Below are 18,701 nucleotides of genomic sequence, written 5' to 3'. Positions count from 1 at the left end.
CCGGCGCGAGGCTGGCAAGCTGGCCGCGTGGAACTGCCTGTCGCGGCGCATGTGCCGCATCTCGGCCAAGTCGTCCCCTCCGTGCTGTCCGCCCTGGGTGCCGCCGGGTTCGCCAACTCGCTGGGCCTGGCGGAGGCGGCCGGCGCCGGTGTCCTGCTCATCGACGGTCTCGGCTGGGAACTGCTGGCCGAACACGCCGCCGACGCGCCCGTGCTGACCCAGCTGGCGAAGTCGCCGCTGCGGGTCGGTTTTCCGGCGACGACGGCCGCCGGTCTCGGCGCGATCGGCACGGGGCTCGCCTCGGGGGAACACGGCCTGGTCGGGTACAGCTTCGAGATGCCTGGGGCAGGCGTCCTGAACGCGTTGCGCTGGACCAGCCACGTGGACGGCGGCGATCTCCGCGGCGCGCTGCCACCACGCGAAGTGCAGCCCCTGCCGACGACGTTCGAACGCGCGGCGGCCGCCGGGATCACGACCAGCGTGGTGTCTTCGGCGAAGTTCGCCGACACCGCGCTCACCCGCGCGACGCAGTCCGGCGCGCGTTATGTCGGCGTTCACGCGCTGGGCGACCTGGCCGCCTGCATCCTGCACTGCCTGGAAACGCGGCCGGCGTTCTGCTGGGGCTACCACAGCGAACTCGACCTGCTGGGCCACGTCCACGGACCCGGTTCGGCGCCGTGGCGGATGCAGCTGCGCCACGTCGACCGGCTCGTCGAGTCCCTTGTGGACGGGCTGCCGTCCGGCGCGCTCCTCGCGGTCGTGGCCGACCACGGCATGGTGACCGTCGAGGACGCGCTCGACATCGACGAGACACCAGCGCTGCTCGGCGGCGTCCGGGCCATCGGTGGTGAGGTGCGGGCACGGCACGTCTACGGCGAACCGGGCGCCGAGGCCGACGTGCTGGCGGCCTGGCGTGAGGTGATCGGCGACCGGGCGTGGATCCTCCCGCGCGACGAAGCCGTCGAGGCGGGCTGGTTCGGGCCGGTCTCCGACCGGGTCCGTCCGCGCATCGGAGACGTGGTCGTGGCGTCGAAAGGGCGGTTCGGGCTGGTGCGGGAACTGGCCGAAGCCGTCGAGTCCTCCATGGTCGGCCAACACGGCTCGCTGACCCCGGCCGAACAACTCGTCCCGCTGGTCCTCGCGCGCGGCTGACCCCCGCAATTCGTCGCCTGGTTGCGGTCCTTGCGCGTGCAACGACCGCAACCAGGCGACGGATTGCGTCAGGCGGGTTTTCGGGCCGAGAACTTCACGGAGCGCTTGGGCACGTGATCGACGTCGATGTCGGTGAACCCGGCGGCGGTGAGGCGGGGCCAGAGCGAGACCGGGTCGAGGGCGTTCATCGTGTCGCCGAGGTGGAAGAGCCGGAACGGCACGTTCGCCAGGCTGTCGATCGCGCGCAGGACGCCGCCGGGGCGGAGCACCCGGAACGCCTCGGCGAAGATCGCGTCCTGCAACGCCGTCGTCGGCACATGGTGCAGCATCGTGAAGCAGACGACCGCCGAGAACTCACCGTCCTCGAAGGGCATCGCCGCGCCGTCACCCCGGACGATCCGCACCCGGCCGTCGAATTCGCGCTCGAGGAGGTCCGCCGAGGCTTCGTCGATCTCGATCGCGGTGAGCCGGGGGACGAGCCGGACGAGCGCGCGGGTGGTCGCGCCGAAGCCGGGCCCGATCTCCAGCACGGAGTCGCCGAGGTCGAAACCGGCGACGCTGCCCGGCATCTCGGCGGCGACGGCTTTCGCCCACAGAGCGGAACTGCAGAGTTTGCGGTGCACCAGGTTCATCGGCATGAAGCCGAAGCTAGCCGTGACCGGTAGGCGATAGGCTGCCAAGTGATGTCGAGAATCGGACTCCTTCCCCCGATGCCGACGGCGATGGTGCTCGGCGAGATGGAGCTGCCCGCCGGCACGTGGCTTCCGTGGCACGAGCACGACGGTCACCAGCTCGCGTGGGCGGCGAGGGGGATCTTGAGCGTGAACGTCGGCGCTCGGCACTGGGTGCTGCCGCCGACGCGCGCGCTGTGGATCCCGGCGGGTGTCATGCACCGCACGGGCGCCACCGCGCAGACCGTGCTGCGGGGGATCTACGCCGCTCGAGACCGGTGCCCGGTGCCTTGGCGCGAACCGGCACTCGTCGCCGTCCGCCCGCTCCTGCGCGAACTGCTGGAGCACCTCGGCACGGCGGGCCTCGGCGACGACGAGCGCCGCCGGGCCGAAGCCGTCGCCTTCGACCTGCTCGAACCGGTGGACGTCGTGCCGATCACCGTGCCGATGCCGTCGGACGGGCGTGCGCTGACCGTCGCGCGGGCGGTGATCGCCGATCCGGCGGACCGCCGCGGCCTCGCGGATTTCGCGCGCGACGCGGGCGCGAGCGAACGCACGCTCGCGCGGCTGTTCCTCACCGAATGCCGGACGACCTTCGGCGCGTGGCGGGTGCAGGCCCGGCTGCGCGCGGCCTTGCCGCTGCTGGCCGCGGGCATGCCGCTGACCGCGGTCTCCCGCCGGATCGGCTACTCCTCGCCGAGCGCGTTCGTCGACGCCTTCCGCCGGGCGGTCGGGGTGACGCCGGGCGCCTACTTCGACGGCTAGCGCGGACGACACGGATTCCCCCGCTCGTCGTCCGTCCGGACACGGGTGTCGTCCCGCTGATCACGGGTGTCGTCCGGCTGAGCACCGACCGCGGACGGCGGACCCCGGGCGCCGAGCGAGCGGGGTCACCACCCTGGGGCCGTATACCGTTTCGGCGTGCCTCGACGTAACCGGCCCGAACGCGGTCGACGCCCCGACCTCGGCGCGTCGACCGGCTGGGCGCGCTCCGAATCCGCCGCCGACGGCGACTGGCTGGTGCGCACCGTGCCCGGCGCGCAGGCCACCAAGGACTACCGCTGTCCCGGCTGCGACCACGAGATCCGGCAGGGAACCCCGCATGTGGTCGCCTGGCCCGCCGACGACACCGGCGGGGTCGCCGACCGCCGCCACTGGCACAAGGCGTGCTGGGGCGCGCGGTCCCGGCGCCGTCCCGGACGCTGGTGATTCAGCGCCGCATGTGCAGTGAGGGCGCTCCCTCGAATTCCTCCTCCGTGTGGATCTTGAAGCCGAGCCGCTCGGCGACCCGGACCGAGGGCTCGTTGGACACCATGATGTTGGCGACCACCGGGGTGTCGGGGATCTCCCGTTCGGCCCATTCGACGACGGCGGCCGCCATCTCGGTCGCGTAGCCCTTGCCCCAGGCGAACGGCCAGAAGCGGTACGCGAGGTTCAGCACGCGCTCGCCGTTCCATTCGTGATAGCGGACGCCGCCGAAGCCGACGATCACCTCGGGATCGTCGGCGGCGGACACCACGAGATAGCCGAACCCGTGCTCTGCCCATTGCGTCATCCAGGCGTCGTACAGCTCCCGCGCGCCCTCGACGGTGTGCGGTACGACGTTGAACTTGTTCGTCTCCGGATCGGCCTGCAGCGCGACGATGTTTTCGCGATCCGCCTCGCGCAGCCGCCGCAACAGCAGCCTCTCCGTCTTGATCTCTGTCAACACGGATCCGACGGTAGCGCCAGGGTGCGACAGAATCGTCGCCATGAAGGATCTCCCGCTGGTACTGCTGCACGCCTTCCCCGTCGATGCCCGCATGTGGGACGCGGTCCGCGCGCCGCTTTCGGAACGGCTGCGGCTGATCACCCCGGACCAGCGCGGTCTCGGCCGCAGTCCGCTGCCGGAGACGGACCGGGAGCCGGATCTGGACGACGCCGCCCGCGACGTCGTGGCGTTGCTCGACCGGCTCGGACTCGACGAGGTCGTCCTCGGTGGCTGTTCGATGGGCGGTTACCTGACGATGGCGGTGCTGCGCCTCGCGCCGGAACGGGTGGGCGGGCTCGTGTTCATCGACACGAAGGCGACGGCCGACACTCCCGAAGCCGCCCAGGCCCGGCACGACTTGGCGGCCCGGGTCGAGGCCGAAGGCGCCGGATGGACGCCCGACGCCCTCGCGCCCGGACTACTTGCCGACAAGGCCGATCCCGAAGTGGCCGGACGGCTTCGTGAACTGATCACGACGCAGCCGCCGGCGGGTATCGCGTGGGCGGCGCGTGCGATGGCGGCCCGGCCCGATTCGCTCGCAACGCTGCGGGCGGCGGACGTGCCGGCGCTGGTGGTGGTCGGCGAAGAGGACGGCCTGACCCCGCTGGAGGCGGCGGACACCCTGGCGGAAACGCTGCCGGACGCGACCTTGGTCGTCCTGCCGGAGGCGGGGCATCTGACGCCGCTGGAGGATCCGGCCGGAGTCGTCGAAGCGATCTTGGGCTGGTACCCCGCGTGAGAAACATTTCCCTCGCCGCTTCGAAGGGATAGCGGACAGGGGGACTTGCGGCAAGCCCCCATTCCCGCTCCACAATTCCCGCCTTCACGTTTTGCCGAAGGGGGATTCCCATGCGTGTACTCCTGTCCACTGTCGGGACGAGGGGTGAGGTGCGGCCGCTGGTGGCGCTGGCGGTGCGGTTGCGGGAAGCCGGTCGGGAAGTCTGGCTCTGCGCACCGCCGGATTTCCATGACGGGGCGGAAGGTCTTGGGATCTCCTTCGCGCCACTGAGGCCGGAGCTCCGGTCGACGGCGAAGCCGGATTCCTTGCTGACCAAGGCGATGGCCACGCCAGAGGGGCGGCGGAAGATGGCGGAGGCCAGGGTCGTCGACCAGTTCGAGACGATGCCGGAAGTGGCCGAGGGCTGCGACGCCGTCGTCGCGGGAATGGTTCTGAACATCGCCGCCCATTCGGTGGCCGAGCGAAAAGGTGTTCCCTATTTCTTCACCGCTTACTGCCCGATAACGCAGCCTTCGCTGCACGTCGCGAAGACGATGATCGAGGCGGTGGCCGCGTCGCTCCTGTTGGACGCCGTCTGACCCGCAATTAGTCACCTACTTGCGGAGATACCCCTTCGCAAGTAGGTGACTAATTGCGCTGGAAGTAGCGCTCCAGGGCGGCCTCGGCCTCCGGGAGCCGCTCGGGGAACCGCCGCGCGATCACGAATCGCCAGGGCACCTCGAACAACCGCCGCAGGGCGATGAACGGCTCCAACGACGACGGTGTCACGTCCGCCGGGTACGCGTCCAAAGTCGCGGAACCGGCCTCCGCGTAGAGCACGCCGAGATCCCAGCCGAGCGGTCCGCGCCAGGTGTCCTCGAAGTCGAGCCAGCACGGTCCGGCCGCCGTCGCGATGACGTTCCCCCGATGGGCGTCCCCGTGCAGCGGCCGGACCTCGTCCGCCGGGAGCGCCGCCGCGACCCGTTCGAGTTCTTCGGACAACCGGGGCGCCGCGCCGGACATGGCGGAACCGTGCCGGTCGAGCAGCGTCCGGAATTCGCGGACCGGGCCGAGTTCGGGCAGTTCACCGGGGTAGTCCGCGAGCGCGGCGTGCACCCGGGCGAGTGAAAGCGCCACCTCGCGCGGCGACAGCGTGTGCCCCGGTTCGTGCGGCGTGTAATGCCAGAGAGTGACCGGAAGACCGTGGGCGAAATGCGGTCCGGCCGGGGGATCGGTGGTGGGTGAGACGACGAGCACAGCACGTTCCGTGAGGTGCTTCGACAGCTCGACGTCGCGCGCGAGCCAGTCTTCGGGGGAAGCACGCGCGAGGCGTGTGGTGCCGGGCACCCGCGCCACCACCGGACCCAGCCTCACCAGCACGTTCGACTTGAAGTGCAGCACCTCGGGGGCGCCGGTCGGCAGCCCGTGCCGAACACCGACGGCGATCGCCGCGGCCACTCCCGCACGCGTGTGTTCGTCGGTCACGGCGCGATCTTGCCAGCCGGTGCGCGCGACTGTCGGTAGTGAGGGCTACGATCCTTCTTAGCCGCCGGAATGGGTCTCGAACCCCGGCCGACGGCAGAACATTGACCACCACAAGGTTTGAGTGTTGGAGGCAGGAGTGACGGCCGTAGCCCCCAAGCCGATCGCCACGCGCCCGTACCCCGCGCGGGAGTCGGTCAAGGGTTCGTACCTGCTGCGGTTGTTCCGCACGACGGACCACAAGCAAATCGGCATCATGTATCTGGTCACGTCGTTCGCCTTCTTCATGGTGGGCGGCGCGATGGCGATGCTGATCCGTTCCGAGCTGGCCCGTCCCGGGCAGCAGTTCCTTTCGCAGGAGCAGTACAACCAGCTGTTCACCATGCACGGCACGGTCATGCTGCTGCTGTACGCGACGCCGATCCTCTTCGGTTTCGCGAACTTCATCCTGCCGCTGCAGATCGGTTCGCCCGACGTCGCCTTCCCGCGGCTGAACGCTTTCTCGTACTGGCTGTACCTCTTCGGCGGCCTGATCGTGATGTCCGGCTTCCTGACCCCGGGTGGCGCCGCCGACTTCGGCTGGTTCGCCTACACCCCGCTGTCGGACGCCATCCACTCGCCCGGCGTCGGCGCCGACCTGTGGATCTCCGGTCTGGTCGTCTCCGGTCTCGGCACCATCCTCGGTGGCGTCAACATGATCACCACGGTGATCTGCCTGCGCGCCCCCGGCATGACGATGTACCGGATGCCGATCTTCACCTGGAACATCCTGGTCACCAGCCTCCTGATCCTGCTGGCGTTCCCCATCCTGACCGCGGCCCTGATGGGCCTGCTGGCGGACCGGCATCTCGGGGCGCACGTGTTCGATCCCGCGAACGGCGGTGTGATCCTCTGGCAACACCTGTTCTGGTTCTTCGGCCATCCAGAGGTCTACATCGTCGCCCTGCCGTTCTTCGGGATCGTGTCGGAGATCTTCCCGGTCTTCAGCCGCAAGCCGATCTTCGGTTACAAGGGCTTGGTCTGGGCGACACTGGCGATCGCCGCGCTGTCGGTGGCCGTGTGGGCGCACCACATGTACGCGACCGGCGCCGTGCTGCTGCCGTTCTTCTCCTTCATGACCTTCCTGATCGCGGTCCCGACCGGCGTGAAGTTCTTCAACTGGATCGGCACGATGTGGAAGGGCCAGCTGTCCTTCGAGACGCCGATGATCTTCTCGATGGGCTTCATCGTCACGTTCCTCTTCGGCGGGCTGACCGGCATCATGCTGGCCGCGCCGGCGATCGACTTCCACGTGTCCGACAGCTACTTCGTCGTCGCGCACTTCCACTACGTGCTCTACGGCACGATCGTGTTCGCCACCTTCGCCGGGATCTACTTCTGGTTCCCGAAGATCACCGGCCGCATGATGGACGAGAAGCTCGGCAAGTGGCACTTCTGGACCACCTTCATCGGTTTCCACGCCACGTTCCTGGTGCAGCACTGGCTGGGTGCCGAAGGCATGCCGCGCCGGTACGCGGACTACCTGCAGTCGGACGGGTTCACCACGCTGAACACGATCTCGACGATCGGCGCGTACATCCTCGGTGCCTCGACGCTGCCGTTCATCTGGAACGTCTTCAAGAGCTACCGGTACGGCGAGATCGTCACGGTGGACGACCCGTGGGGTTACGGCAACTCGCTCGAATGGGCGACGTCCTGCCCGCCGCCGCGGCACAACTTCACCGAGCTGCCGCGAATCCGGTCCGAGCGGCCGGCGTTCGAGCTGCACTATCCGCATATGGTCGAGCGCATGCACAAGGAGGGTGAGATCGGCTTCTTCGGACAGCAGAAGGTCAACTCCCACAGCGCGCCGTCCCAGGTGCTCACCGAGGCGGCCATACCGGGTGACCACTCCAAGGACAACTCCAGCGAGAAGTGACCCGATCAGCGGAATCGGCGCGTGCCTTGCCTCACACAGGGGCAAGGCACGCGCCTTTTTCGTACTTGGTTGAGGGAGACTGACCCCCGTGACGCAGACACCAGTTCTCATCACCACCACCGGTCCCGACAAACCGGGTGTGTCCTCGGTGCTGTTCGCCGTGCTGTCGCGCCACGACGTCGACGTGCTCGACGTCGAGCAGGTCGTGATCCGCGGCCAGCTGGTGCTCGGCGTGCTCGCCGGGGTGTACCGCGATCCCGAAGGCTTGCAGGAATACGTCGAGCAGGCCATGGCGTCCGTCGGGATGCAGGTCGAGGTGAAGATCGGCTCGGCCATCGGCGCCGACCCGTTCGCCATCGGGAAAAAGGACTCGACGCATGTCCTGCTGATGCTCGGCCGCCCGGTCACCGCGCGGGCGTTCTCCGACGTCGCGCGCCGCCTCGCCGCGCTGGACGTCAACATCGACTCGATCCGCAGTGTCGCCGACTATCCGGTCACCGGGCTGGAGCTGTTCGCCTCGCTCGCCCAGGACACTCCGGAGGCCGACGCCGCGCTGCGCACCGCGTTGGCGGACGCCGCCGTCGAGGCCGGGATCGACATCTCGGTCGAGCGCGCCGGGCTCGCCCGCCGCGCCAAGCGGCTGGTCGTCTTCGACGTCGATTCCACCCTCATTCAGGGGGAGGTCATCGAGATGCTGGGCGCGCACGCCGGTGTCGAACCGCAGGTCCGCGAGATCACCGAGGCCGCGATGCGCGGCGAGCTGAACTTCGCCGAGTCGCTGGAGCGCCGCGTCGCGCTGCTGGAAGGGCTTCCGGAGACGGTGCTCGACGAGGTCGCCGCGTCCATCGAACTCACCCCCGGCGCGCGCACGACCATCCGCACGCTGAAGCGGATGGGATTCCGCTGTGGGGTCGTTTCGGGCGGTTTCACCAAGATCATCCAGTCCCTCGTGAACGACCTCGGGCTCGACTTCGCCGCCGCGAACGAACTCGAAGTGGTCGACGGCAAGCTCACCGGCCGGGTGATCGGGGAGATCGTCGACCGCGCGGGCAAGGCGACGGCGCTGCGCCGGTTCGCCGACGAGTACGAGATCTCGCTGGAGCAGTGCGTCGCGGTCGGCGACGGGGCGAACGACATCGACATGCTCTCGGTCGCCGGAATGGGTGTCGCCTTCAACGCGAAGCCCGCGCTGCGCGAGGTCGCCGACACCGCGCTTTCGCATCCGTACCTCGACGCCGTGCTGTTCCTGCTCGGGGTCACCAGGGCCGAGATCGAGGCCGCCGACGCGGCCGACGGACTCGAGCTTTCGCGGCCGTGAGCGTGCTGGAGCCGTTGGCCGCGCGCTACGCGTACTGGTTCGGCCTCCCCGCGGAGAGCACGGTGCTGATGCGCTCTCAGCGGGAAAGTGCACTTCGAGCGGAAGACACCTCCGACGAGGATCCCGCCGAGGTCCGCGCCATGCCGGTGATCCTGCGGATGGAACGCGCGGAACCGCCGTCGCGGACCGCGTTGCTGGAAGCCGCCGCGGCGGCCGCGGTCGCGGTCTGTCTCGACGAACGCGCCGAGCCCGACGGAGATTGGCACGAGCCGCTCAAGGCCTGGGTCGACGGCCGGATCCGCAAGGTCGCCCGGCGTGCGCGCGGTGCGCATTGGCGGGCCGTCCAGGAATTGCCGGGCAGCACGATCGAGGTGGACGGTGCCGAGGCGCGGGCGTTGCTGCCTTGCCGCGTCGTCGACACCCCGAAAGAGGTGTCGCGGTTGCAGATCTCCGGGAGCGAACTCCCGGCCGACGAACCGGGACCCGCGCCGGACGGGCTCCCGAGGTTGCTGCTGAACCCCGAAGTCTCGATGACCGTCGGCAAGGGCGCCGCCCAGGTCGGGCACGCGACCATGATCCTGGCCTCGCTGCTGGACGAAGCCGAACGGGCGCCCTGGGCCGAGACGGGGTTCCGGTGCTCGGTGCGGACCCCGCCGGTCGCGACGTGGAAGGCGTTGTGCCCGGTCGAGGATCCGGAGGGCTCGTGGCGCCGTGATGGTGTCGTCGCGGTCCGGGACGCCGGATTCACCGAAGTCGATCCCGGAACCATCACGGTCTTAGCCCGAAGGGCCTAGCCTCCTATACTTCCCCATATGGGTGACCGACTGATCGCCGGGCGCTATCGCCTGGACGAGCGGATCGGCGCCGGGGGCATGGGCGTGGTCTGGCGTGCCACCGATCTCGACCTCGGCCGGGTCGTCGCCCTCAAACGTTCGCGGGCCGGGGACAGTGGCCAGATCCGGCGCGAGGCGCGAATCGGCGCGGGGCTGCACCATCCGAACGTCGTCACCGTCTTCGACGCCGTGATCGACGGCGACGACCGCTGGCTCGTCATGGAGTACCTGCCTTCGCGCAACCTCGCCGACGTCGTCGACACCGACGGGCCGCTGCCTCCCGGCAAGGTGGCGAAGATCGGCGTCCAGCTCGCCGCCGCGCTCGCGGCGATGCACGAGAAGGGCATGGTCCACCGCGACCTCAAACCGGGCAACGTCCTGGTGGCCGACGACGGCACCGCCAAACTCACCGACCTCGGCATCGCGCAGTGGGCGGAGGTGACCCGCACCGGTGGCGGCTTCGACGTCGGCACTCCCGGCTACGTCGCGCCCGAGATGGCCGAAGGGCGCCAGGCGGGTGCCGCGGCGGACGTGTTCTCACTCGGCGCGACGCTGTTCGCCGCCGTCGAGGGCACGTCGGTGTGGGGCGACACGAGCGTGGGGCCGTTCGTCCAGCTCCGGCGGGCGACGTCGTACTCGCTGGAGCCGATCCGCCGGGCGGGATCGCTGACGCCGGTGCTGGGCGAACTGCTGCGCCGCAAACCCGCCGGTCGGCCGGACGCCGTCCGCGCCGCCGAGCTGCTGTCCGGAATCGCGGATGTCGCCGTTCCCGCGCGGGTACGGCGGTTCCGGGTGCCCAGGCGAGCCACGGCGATCGGTGCCGTCGCCGCGGTGCTGTCGCTGATCGGCGGGCTGCTCCACGCCACGAGGGAACCGGCGTCGATGGCGGCCACGCCGCCTGCCGAATCGATCGGTGACCGGCGGACTGCGGATCCGTGTGCGCTGGTGGATCCGGTCGTGCTGAAGCATCTCGGTACCCCCGAACCGGACACCGCCGGTGGCAACTTCAACTCTTGCGGGATCCGGTTGCGCCTCAGCCCCGACGAGGAGGACATCGTCGACATCCGGCTCGAATTGACGAGGCCGACGTCACCGTTGCTGGACAGGCCGAGGCCAGGGCAGCTGATCGTGCGCGAGATCGCCAGCGACTCCGAAGACAAGTGCGCACGGGGTGTTCCGCTGCCGGACGGTAACCAGATCTGGGTGCACGCCCGGCACATCAGGAACTGGCACGCGCATCTGTGCGATTACGTCGATCCGGTGGCCACGTACGCGGCGGGCTCGCTGAACCGGGAGCCGGTGAAGCGGCGTCCCGCTCCGTTCCCCGCCGGTTCGCTCGGAAGCCTCGACGCCTGCGCGCTGGGCGGGAACCTGCCGCAGGCGATCGTCGGCGGCCCGGCCAAGCCGGATCCCGTCTTCGGCGGCTGGGAGTGCTACTGGAACCATCGCGAGACGGAGGTGACGATCCGGTTCGAGCGGGAGCGGGCGCCGTTCGAGGACGGCGGCAGGCGTATCGCGCTCGGATCGCGGGAGGCCTTCGTCGAGATCTCGACGGAGTGGGAGGCTTGCCAGGCCGAGATCCCGCACCGGAGCTTCACCGGCGACGGTCGTGCCATGATCGAGACGGTGGAGATCTACGTCGCGGACAAGGTCAGGAAGCCGCCGGAGATGTGCCCGGCCGCGGAACGGCTCGCCGGCGAGATCGCCCCCCGGTTGCCGCCACTCTGAAAGGGAAACCGTGTCTTTGGAAGTCCAGCGTGCCGGCGAGCACCGCTTCATCGGCCGCAACGAACGCGGCGCGGAGGTCGTGATCGGCCGCAAGGGCGCCGAGGGCGCCTTCTCACCCGCCGAACTGCTGCAGATCGCGGCGGCCGGCTGCTCGGCCGTCACCGCCGAGAACCTCATCACGCGCCGGATCGGGGAGGACTCGAAGTTCCGGGTCGGCGTGACCGCGGACAGGCGCGAAGGCGCTTCGGAGCTCGACGCGGTCCATGTGGCTTTCGACGTCGACGTGTCCTCGCTGCCCGCTTCGGAGCGTGAGGCGCTCGCGGGGGCGGTGGACCGGGCCATCGAGCGGCTGTGCACGGTGAGCCGGACGTTGAAGAAGGGCGTCCCGGTCACGGAAAGTTTCCCGGTCGAGTAGCCGCCCTCGCGTGCGATGAAGGGGCCTTTCATTGCAAAATTTGCTATGAAAGGCCCTTCCTTGCACTTGGGCTCAGTGTTTGGCGGCGTGGCCTTCGGCGCTCCAGACCACGTACGCCTCGTCGGCGTCGGTGGTCATGGCCTCGATGAACTTCTCGTTGTCGAAGCCGGGCAGCGTCTGGAGCCGCTCGATCAGGGCGTCGGCGGCCGGGTCTCCGCTGGGGATCGCGGTGCCCTTGCCGTCGGCGCCCGCGAGCATGAAGAAGACGTCTTCCTTCCACGGGCCTTCAGGAATCACTCTGACCACCACCGCGGACAGCTCGGACCACGTGACGGCTTCCTCGCTGCCGTCCGCGAGCTGGCGCCGCACTCCGGTGTCATCGACGCTGACGGTCCGGGATTGTGCGTTGGGCGACTCGTGGGACAACCGGTTCTCCCTGTCTTCGGCGTTCCGTTAACGGTACTCGGCCGTGTTCCAGGCCACTCAAGCCGGGGCGGCGGCGTCGAGGCGGCGCAGCGCGTCGCGGGCGACCTTCGGATCCATGGTCGGCCAGAACGGCGGCAGCGAGGCACGCAGGAATCCGCCGTAGCGGGCGGTGGCCAGCCGCGAGTCCAGGATCGCCACGACGCCGCGATCGGTGACCGACCGGTGCAGCCGCCCGGTGCCCTGGGCGAGCAGCAGCGCGGCGTGCGTGGCCGCGACGGTGAGGAAACCGTTGCCGCCCCTGGCTTCCACGGCCCGCTGCCGCGCCGACGAGACCGGGTCGTCCGGGCGGGGGAACGGGATCCTGTCGACCACCACGAGCTGGAGCGACGGACCGGGCACGTCGACGCCCTGCCACAGCGACAGCGTGCCGAACAGGCAGGTGCGCGCGTCCTCGGAGAACTTCTGCACCAGCAGACCGGTGGAATCGTCGCCCTGACAGAGGATCGGCAGGTCGAGCCGCTCCCGCATCTCCTCGGTGGCCTGCTTCGCCGCGCGCATCGAGGAGAACAGGCCGAGCGTGCGCCCACCCGCGGCCTCGATCAGCTCGGCGAGCTCGTCCATGGTCGAGGGCTGCAATCCGTCCCGCCCCGGCGGCGGAAGGTGCTTGGCCAGATAGAGGATGCCGTTGCGTTTGTGGTCGAACGGGGAGCCGACGTCGAGGCCGGTCCACTTCGGGCCCTCGGCGTCGTCGCTGTCGGCGGGAGCGGCCTTGTCCGTCGCCGCGCCAGGTGCCTTCTCGACCCTCGCGCCGCCGGGCGGAAGCCCCCACTGCCGGGCCATGGTGTCGAACGTGCCGCCCAGGGTCAGCGTCGCCGACGTGAGAACGGTGGTGTGCTGGTTGAACACCCGTTCCCGCAGCAGGCCGGCGACACCCAGCGGTGCGACCTTCAACGCGGGCGGACGCGGGTTCGTGGAGAAGCGGTCCCCGGTCAGCCAGACGACGTCACGCTGGTGTGCCTTGTCGTCGTCGAAGGCCTCGAGCAGCCGGACCGCGGTGTCGTGGACCTCTTCGAGCAGCGACCGCGCCAGTTTGCGGGCCGTGGCCTCGTCGACGTCTTCCTTCCGGTCCTTGCCGAGCGCGGTGAGGCAGCGGTGCGTGGCGTCGCGGACCGCGGGGATCGCGCCGGTGAGTGCCTGTGGCAGCGAGTCCAGGCGACCCGACGGCAGGTCGTCGAGGATCAGGGCCAGCCCGTCGCTCGCCTCCAGCAACTGGTCGGCCACCTCGTCGTCGACCAGCTTCCCGCAGCGCCGGGCGGCGGCGGAGACCATGCCGCTGGTCAGCTCGCCGGTCGCCACGGAGGTCACGCGGTCCACGAGGTCGTGTGCCTCGTCGATGATCACGAGGTCGTGTTCGGGGAGCACCTGGTAGCCCTGCAGCGCGTCGATCGCCAGCAGCGCGTGGTTGGTGACCACGACATCGGCCTTGCCTGCTTCGGCGCGGGACCGCTCGGCGAAGCAGTCCGTGCCGATGGGGCAGCGTGAGGCGCCCAGGCATTCCTTGGCGGTGACGGACACCTGGCGCCACGCCTGGTCCGAGACGCCGGGGACCAGCTCGTCGCGATCACCGGTTTCGGTGTCGGACGACCATTCCCGCAGCCGGGTGACCTCCTTGCCGAGCCTGGACACGGCGAACGGATCGAACAGCTGCTGGTCATCCGGCTCGTCCGGGGCGCCGGAATCGAGCCGGTGGAGACAAAGGTAGTTACGGCGGCCCTTGAGGATCGCGAAGGTGGGCTCGCGGCCGAGCGGCTTCTTCAGCGCTTTCGCCAGCCGGGGCAGATCCCTGTCGACCAGCTGGCGCTGCAGCGCGATGGTGGCCGTGGAGACCACGACCGTCGCCTCCTTCTCGACCGCGTGCCGGATCGCGGGAACGAGGTACGCCAACGACTTCCCGGTGCCCGTGCCCGCCTGGACGGCCAGGTGCTCGCCGGTGCGGATGGCGTGGCCGACGGCGTCCGCCATCTTCACCTGGCCCTCGCGCTCGGCACCGCCCACGGACTCGACCGCGTGGGTCAGGAGTTCGAGGACACCGGGGAAGTCAGCACGGGAAGGCACGGGACAAGACGATAGCCGGGGGCACCGTCAAGATCGTCCGCCCCGTGCAATGAAGGGGCCTTTCATCGCGAATTTTGCGATGAAAGGCCCCTTCATTGCGGCTCCTGCAGCGATGAAAGGACCGCTCACGACTCCTTGCGGAAGCGAGAGACCAGCGCCCAGGTGCCCGGAAGCAGCGCCGCCGCGACGGCGATCTTCAGCGCGTCCCCGATCAGGAACGGGACGACGCCCTTCGCCAGCGCGGTGGACAGGCTGACGCCCAGCGAGGCCGCCAGCCACGGCACGCCGAAGGAGTAGATGACGAGGTTGCCCAGCACCATCGTCCCCGCCATGCGCAGCGGCGTACGGTCACCGCCGCGGCCGGCGAGCGCGCCGACCAGGGCGCCGGCGAAGACGAATCCGACGATGTAGCCGGCGCTGGCGCCGAACAAGCCCGAAGAACCGTTCTGGAACCAGCCGAAGCCGGCCGCGCCGACGGCCAGGTACAGCGCCATCGACAGCGCGCCGCGCTTCCAGCCGAGCGCGGCGCCGACCAGCAGGGCGGCGAACGTCTGGCCGGTCATCGGCACCGGCGAGCCGGGCACCGGGATCAGGATCTGCGCGGCCGCGCCGGTCAGGGCGGCACCACCGGCGACGAGGATCGTGTCGCGGACGAGGGCGCCGGGAACGAGGTCGGCGAGGACCGGACGGGAGCCGGCCACGGACAGCGAAGACACTCAGACCTCCTATGAGTACACGAATGTGAACCGAGGTTAACGCCAGACGGCGGGCCGCGGTCCGAATGTCGGCCACCTCACGATCCACTCGACCGGGTGGCATGGCCCTGCGCGGTCCAGGCGGTTGGTGGAGGCTGCCGGCTATGAAGAAACCCGTTTCGAGGCTGTTGTCGGTGACGATGCTGACCGGAGCGCTGGCGACGGGAGGACCGGCGATCGCGTCGGCTGAGCCCGCGTCCGCGACGGCGTCCGCTTCGGTGGGTTCGCTCGACGTGGAGATCGGGAACGAGCACGTCGTCACCGGCGATCTCGCGGCGTGCGACGTCGACGGCCCCTTGACCGCGAAGACGCGGGGCGGCACCACCGGTGACTTCGCCCGGTTCGGCGGTGGCGGCTCGAACTGCGGCCGGACCGGCGCGGTCGCCGTCGCCGAGGCGTCCGGACAGCGGTTCGAGACCACCCTGCTCGAACGGTTCGGCGGCCCGGTGATCAAGGTCCGCACGTACCTGGCGAAGTGCAGCACCACCAAGGACGGCAGCCTCGGTTACATCGAGTTCGGCGACGTCTCCGGGTTCACGCTGCCGGAGAGCATCCCGCAGAACCACCGGGTGAACATCGCCGGCGGCAAGGGCGGGACGGCGCTGGCGTCGCTGACGGTCAACGAGACCGTCACCCCGGCGCCCGCCGACGGGAGCCTCGTGACGCACATGCTGCACATCAGGCTGTTCCCGCAGGGCGGACCGGCGAAGGGCGACATCTACCTCGGGACCGCGCGCTGCGACCCGTACGGCAAGAAGCACTGACCTCCCGCAATTCGTCACCTGCTTGCGGAGGTCGAAAGCGCAAGCAGGTGACGAATTGCGGGAGGGGTCAGGGGCGCGAGACGTACTTCGCGGCCGCGGCGACGAAGTCGCTCGCCCTGGTCGCGAGGTCCGTCAGTGAACCACCGGAGGTGAGCGCGTCGCCCAGAAGCGGCGTCGCGGCGGCGACGGCGATCGAACCCGCCTCGAGGTACTTGCCGACGTCGGCGAGATGGACGCCGCCGGTCGGTACCAGCGGGATGTCCGGCATCGGCGCCCGGATCGCCCGCAGGTAGGCGAGCCCGCCGACGGCGGCGATCGGGAACACCTTCACCGCCGCCGCGCCGAGGCGCCACGCCTGGTCGATCTCGGTCGGCGTCAGCGCACCGCAGACGACCGGCAGCCCGCGTTCGTGCGCGCGTTCCATGACCAGCGGGTTCACCGTGGGGGTGACCAGGAAGGTCGCGCCCGCGTCCGCCGAGACGTCCACATCGGACACCTCGCGCACACTCCCGGCGCCGACGTGCGCGTCGTCGCCGAGCGTCTTGCGGATGGTCGTGATGGCGTCGGTGGCACCCGGCGTGGTCAACGCCGCTTCGAGCACCCGCACCCCGGCGGCGTGCAGCACCGTGGCGGCGTCGGCGAACCGGCTCGCGTCCGGGGCCCGCAGGATCGCGACGAGCCGGTTTTCGATCAGGGTGTCCTGGAGGTCGTGCTGGATCATGCGGCCGGAACCGACGCCTTCCCGGTGTAGGTCACGCCCGCCTCGTCGAAGTCCTCGAGCGTGGCGTCGACGGTCGGCTGCGAGCCACCGACCGTGAGGTCCAGCAGCACCCGCACCTTGAAGCCCGCCTTCACCGCGTCGAGCGCCGTCGCGCGGACACAGAAGTCGGTCGCGATGCCGACGACGTCGACCTCGGTGACGTCGTGCTCCTTCAGCCACGCGTCGAGCGTCTTGCCGTCGCGCGCGTTTCCCTCGAAGCCGGAGTACGCGGCGGTGTACTCACCCTTGGAGAAGACCTCGCTGATCGGGACCACGTCGAGCGCGGGGTGGAACGACGCGCCGGAGGTGCCGGCGACGCAGTGACGCGGCCAGCTGTCCTTGAAGTCCGGCGTCTCGCTGAAGTGGTCACCCGGATCGATGTGGTAATCGCGGGTGGCGACGACGTGCGTGTAGCCACCTTCCGCGGCTTGCTTGGAGATCGCTTCGGCGGCGGCGGCGCCACCCGGCAGGCCGAGCGACCCGCCTTCGCAGAAGTCGTTCTGCACATCGACCACGATCAAGGCGGTCCCCATGTGGTGCTCCTGAGTTCTCGTCAGACGAATACGGTCGGAATGGCGGGCTCCCCGTGCGAGAGCTTGAGGCCTTCCCACGGAAGGCTCACCAATGCCCGCCGAAGCCGCTGGCGCGCGTCGTCCAGCGTGGGCAGATCATCCACCGTCCGGCCGTCCCGGACCAGCGGAATCTGCAATTCGTGGTCGTTCGGTCCCCGTTCCGGAACCGGCGAGCCCGCCGTCCAGATCACCTCTTCGACGGCGGTACCGGTCTCGCGGTGCCGCCGCAGCACGGATTTCCGGCCACCGCGGGACTCCTTGTGCGCGCTGCGCTTGGCGACCGGCCTGCCGTCGACCTCCACGAGCTTGTAGACCATCCCGGCGGTCGGCGCGCCGGAGCCGGTGACGACCGAGGTCCCGACGCCGTACGCGTCGACGGGTTCCGCGCGGAGCGCCGCGATGGCGTGTTCGTCGAGGTCGCCGGACACCACGATGCGGGTGTCCTTGGCACCGAGCGCGTCCAGCTGCTCGCGGGCCCGGCGGGCCAGCGGGCCGACGTCGCCGGAATCGATGCGGATCGCGCCCAGTTCGGTCCCGGCCACCCGGACGGCCGTTTCGATGCCCTTGGTGATGTCGTAGGTGTCCACCAGGAGGGTGGTGTCGGCGCCCATCTTGTCCACCTGTGCGCGGAACGCCGCCTCTTCGCTGTCGTGCAGCAACATGAACGCGTGCGCGACGGTGCCCCGGGTCGGGATGCCGTACCGGCGGCCCGCTTCGAGGTTGGAGGTCGTGGCGAACCCGGCGAGGTACGCGGCCCGTGCGGCGGCGACGGCGGCGTACTCGTGCGTGCGGCGCCCGCCCATTTCGATGATCGGCCTGCCGTGCGCGGCGCCCGACATCCGGGCCGCCGCGGACGCGATCGCGCTGTCGTGGTTGAGGATCGAGAGGATCAGCGTCTCCAGCACGACGGCCTCGCCGAAGGAGCCGGTGACGGTCAGGATCGGGGAGCCGGGGAAGTAGAGCTCGCCCTCGGGGTAACCGGCGATGTCCCCCGAAAAGGAGTAGTCCGCGAGCCACGAAAGGGTGGCGTCGTCGACGACCGCCGTCGCCTCCAGCTGGCTCAGCTCGGCATCGGTGAACCGGAAGTCCGCGATCGAGTCGAGGACCCGCCCGGTGCCCGCGACGACGCCGTAGCGGCGGCCGTCGGGCAGCCGACGTGCGAAGACCTCGAAGACACACGGCCGGTCCGCAGTCCCGTCGGACAGGGCGCTGGCCAGCATGGTCAGCTCGTAGTGGTCGGTGAGCAGCGCGGTGCTGGCGCCAGTGGCCGCCTCGGGGAAACCCATGCCGTCAGCCTATTCACCCACATGGCCGGACCTGCCAG

20 protein-coding genes are annotated in these 18,701 nt (G+C 70.0%); 11 read left to right on the top strand and 9 right to left on the bottom strand.

Annotation, left to right across the window (positions count from 1 at the left end; genetic code table 11):
• The first annotated feature begins 27 nt into the window (after positions 1–27).
• Entirely contained in the window at positions 28–1,152 is a 1,125-nt protein-coding gene (locus tag P3102_RS29800; protein ID WP_276363631.1) for a nucleotide pyrophosphatase/phosphodiesterase family protein, read from the top strand.
• A gap of 68 nt (positions 1,153–1,220) precedes the next feature.
• Here P3102_RS29800 and P3102_RS29795 read toward each other — a convergent pair whose 3' ends face one another.
• Entirely contained in the window at positions 1,221–1,784 is a 564-nt protein-coding gene (locus P3102_RS29795) for a class I SAM-dependent methyltransferase (protein ID WP_276371413.1), read from the bottom strand.
• Positions 1,785–1,835: 51 nt separating this feature from the next.
• On the opposite strand from P3102_RS29795, the gene P3102_RS29790 reads away from it, so the two are divergent.
• Together P3102_RS29790 and P3102_RS29785 are read left to right on the top strand one after the other, a co-directional pair.
• A complete protein-coding gene (locus P3102_RS29790) occupies positions 1,836–2,588 on the top strand; it encodes a helix-turn-helix transcriptional regulator (RefSeq protein ID WP_276363629.1) in 753 nt (250 codons plus the stop codon).
• Between the two features lie 156 nt (positions 2,589–2,744).
• The gene (locus tag P3102_RS29785) at positions 2,745–3,032 is read left to right on the top strand and encodes a hypothetical protein (protein WP_276363628.1); all 288 of its coding nucleotides are present in this window, start codon (positions 2,745–2,747) and stop codon (positions 3,030–3,032) included.
• Position 3,033: 1 nt separating this feature from the next.
• Here P3102_RS29785 and P3102_RS29780 read toward each other — a convergent pair whose 3' ends face one another.
• Positions 3,034–3,576 carry a GNAT family N-acetyltransferase gene (locus P3102_RS29780; RefSeq protein ID WP_276363626.1) on the bottom strand — a complete coding sequence of 181 codons (543 nt, stop codon included), beginning with the start codon at positions 3,574–3,576 and terminating at the stop codon, positions 3,034–3,036.
• Here P3102_RS29780 and P3102_RS29775 point away from each other — a divergent pair.
• Together P3102_RS29775 and P3102_RS29770 are read left to right on the top strand one after the other, a co-directional pair.
• Positions 3,575–4,312: an alpha/beta hydrolase gene (locus P3102_RS29775; protein ID WP_276363624.1), complete on the top strand. Its 738-nt coding sequence runs from the start codon at positions 3,575–3,577 to the stop codon at positions 4,310–4,312. The genes P3102_RS29780 and P3102_RS29775 overlap by 2 nt on opposite strands.
• 110 nt (positions 4,313–4,422) lie before the next feature.
• Positions 4,423–4,890, top strand: a complete 468-nt coding sequence (locus P3102_RS29770) for a glycosyltransferase (RefSeq protein WP_276363622.1) — start codon at positions 4,423–4,425, stop codon at positions 4,888–4,890.
• Positions 4,891–4,939: 49 nt separating this feature from the next.
• Here the strand turns inward: P3102_RS29770 and P3102_RS29765 are convergent, their stop codons facing one another.
• Positions 4,940–5,776: a phosphotransferase gene (locus P3102_RS29765; protein WP_276363621.1), complete on the bottom strand. Its 837-nt coding sequence runs from the start codon at positions 5,774–5,776 to the stop codon at positions 4,940–4,942.
• Positions 5,777–5,912: 136 nt separating this feature from the next.
• Here P3102_RS29765 and ctaD point away from each other — a divergent pair, with 136 nt between their 5' ends.
• The 5 genes from ctaD to P3102_RS29740 all read left to right on the top strand — a co-directional run bounded on the left by ctaD (position 5,913) and on the right by P3102_RS29740 (position 11,985).
• Positions 5,913–7,691, top strand: a complete 1,779-nt coding sequence (gene ctaD, locus P3102_RS29760) for a cytochrome c oxidase subunit I (RefSeq protein ID WP_276363619.1) — start codon at positions 5,913–5,915, stop codon at positions 7,689–7,691.
• 88 nt (positions 7,692–7,779) lie between these two features.
• Positions 7,780–9,009: a phosphoserine phosphatase SerB gene (gene serB / locus P3102_RS29755; protein ID WP_276363618.1), complete on the top strand. Its 1,230-nt coding sequence runs from the start codon at positions 7,780–7,782 to the stop codon at positions 9,007–9,009.
• Entirely contained in the window at positions 9,006–9,803 is a 798-nt protein-coding gene (locus tag P3102_RS29750; protein ID WP_276363616.1) for a peptidyl-tRNA hydrolase, read from the top strand. Before serB ends, P3102_RS29750 begins: the two co-directional genes overlap by 4 nt.
• Positions 9,804–9,821: 18 nt before the next feature.
• Positions 9,822–11,570, top strand: a complete 1,749-nt coding sequence (locus P3102_RS29745) for a serine/threonine-protein kinase (protein ID WP_276363615.1) — start codon at positions 9,822–9,824, stop codon at positions 11,568–11,570.
• Positions 11,571–11,580: 10 nt separating this feature from the next.
• On the top strand, positions 11,581–11,985 hold the full coding sequence (locus tag P3102_RS29740) for an OsmC family protein (RefSeq protein WP_276363613.1): 405 nt from the start codon (positions 11,581–11,583) through the stop codon (positions 11,983–11,985).
• A gap of 72 nt (positions 11,986–12,057) precedes the next feature.
• Here P3102_RS29740 and P3102_RS29735 read toward each other — a convergent pair whose 3' ends face one another.
• From P3102_RS29735 to P3102_RS29725, 3 genes are all read right to left on the bottom strand, one after another.
• Positions 12,058–12,411 carry a hypothetical protein gene (locus P3102_RS29735; protein WP_007028272.1) on the bottom strand — a complete coding sequence of 118 codons (354 nt, stop codon included), beginning with the start codon at positions 12,409–12,411 and terminating at the stop codon, positions 12,058–12,060.
• Between the two features lie 57 nt (positions 12,412–12,468).
• Entirely contained in the window at positions 12,469–14,526 is a 2,058-nt protein-coding gene (locus P3102_RS29730) for an ATP-dependent DNA helicase (RefSeq protein ID WP_276363610.1), read from the bottom strand.
• 125 nt (positions 14,527–14,651) lie between these two features.
• Positions 14,652–15,242, bottom strand: coding sequence for a biotin transporter BioY (locus P3102_RS29725; RefSeq protein WP_276363608.1), 591 nt, complete (start codon positions 15,240–15,242; stop codon positions 14,652–14,654).
• A 143-nt stretch (positions 15,243–15,385) separates the two neighbouring features.
• Between P3102_RS29725 and P3102_RS29720 the strand changes: the two genes are divergently transcribed.
• The gene (locus P3102_RS29720; RefSeq protein ID WP_276363607.1) at positions 15,386–16,045 is read left to right on the top strand and encodes a hypothetical protein; all 660 of its coding nucleotides are present in this window, start codon (positions 15,386–15,388) and stop codon (positions 16,043–16,045) included.
• A 67-nt stretch (positions 16,046–16,112) separates the two neighbouring features.
• On the opposite strand, the gene P3102_RS29715 is transcribed toward P3102_RS29720, so the two are convergent.
• Genes P3102_RS29715 through P3102_RS29705 form a run of 3 tightly spaced genes read right to left on the bottom strand, consistent with a single transcriptional unit; the run spans position 16,113 to position 18,663 of the window.
• Positions 16,113–16,766: a bifunctional 4-hydroxy-2-oxoglutarate aldolase/2-dehydro-3-deoxy-phosphogluconate aldolase gene (locus tag P3102_RS29715; protein WP_276363605.1), complete on the bottom strand. Its 654-nt coding sequence runs from the start codon at positions 16,764–16,766 to the stop codon at positions 16,113–16,115.
• Positions 16,763–17,338, bottom strand: coding sequence for a nicotinamidase (locus P3102_RS29710; RefSeq protein ID WP_276363604.1), 576 nt, complete (start codon positions 17,336–17,338; stop codon positions 16,763–16,765). Before P3102_RS29710 ends, P3102_RS29715 begins: the two co-directional genes overlap by 4 nt.
• 20 nt (positions 17,339–17,358) lie before the next feature.
• A complete protein-coding gene (locus P3102_RS29705) occupies positions 17,359–18,663 on the bottom strand; it encodes a nicotinate phosphoribosyltransferase (protein ID WP_276363602.1) in 1,305 nt (434 codons plus the stop codon).
• Positions 18,664–18,701 lie beyond the last annotated feature (38 nt).

This window comes from Amycolatopsis sp. QT-25, assembly GCF_029369745.1.
GTDB lineage: Bacteria > Actinomycetota > Actinomycetes > Mycobacteriales > Pseudonocardiaceae > Amycolatopsis.
This window is presented reverse-complemented; position numbering and strand designations above follow the sequence as displayed.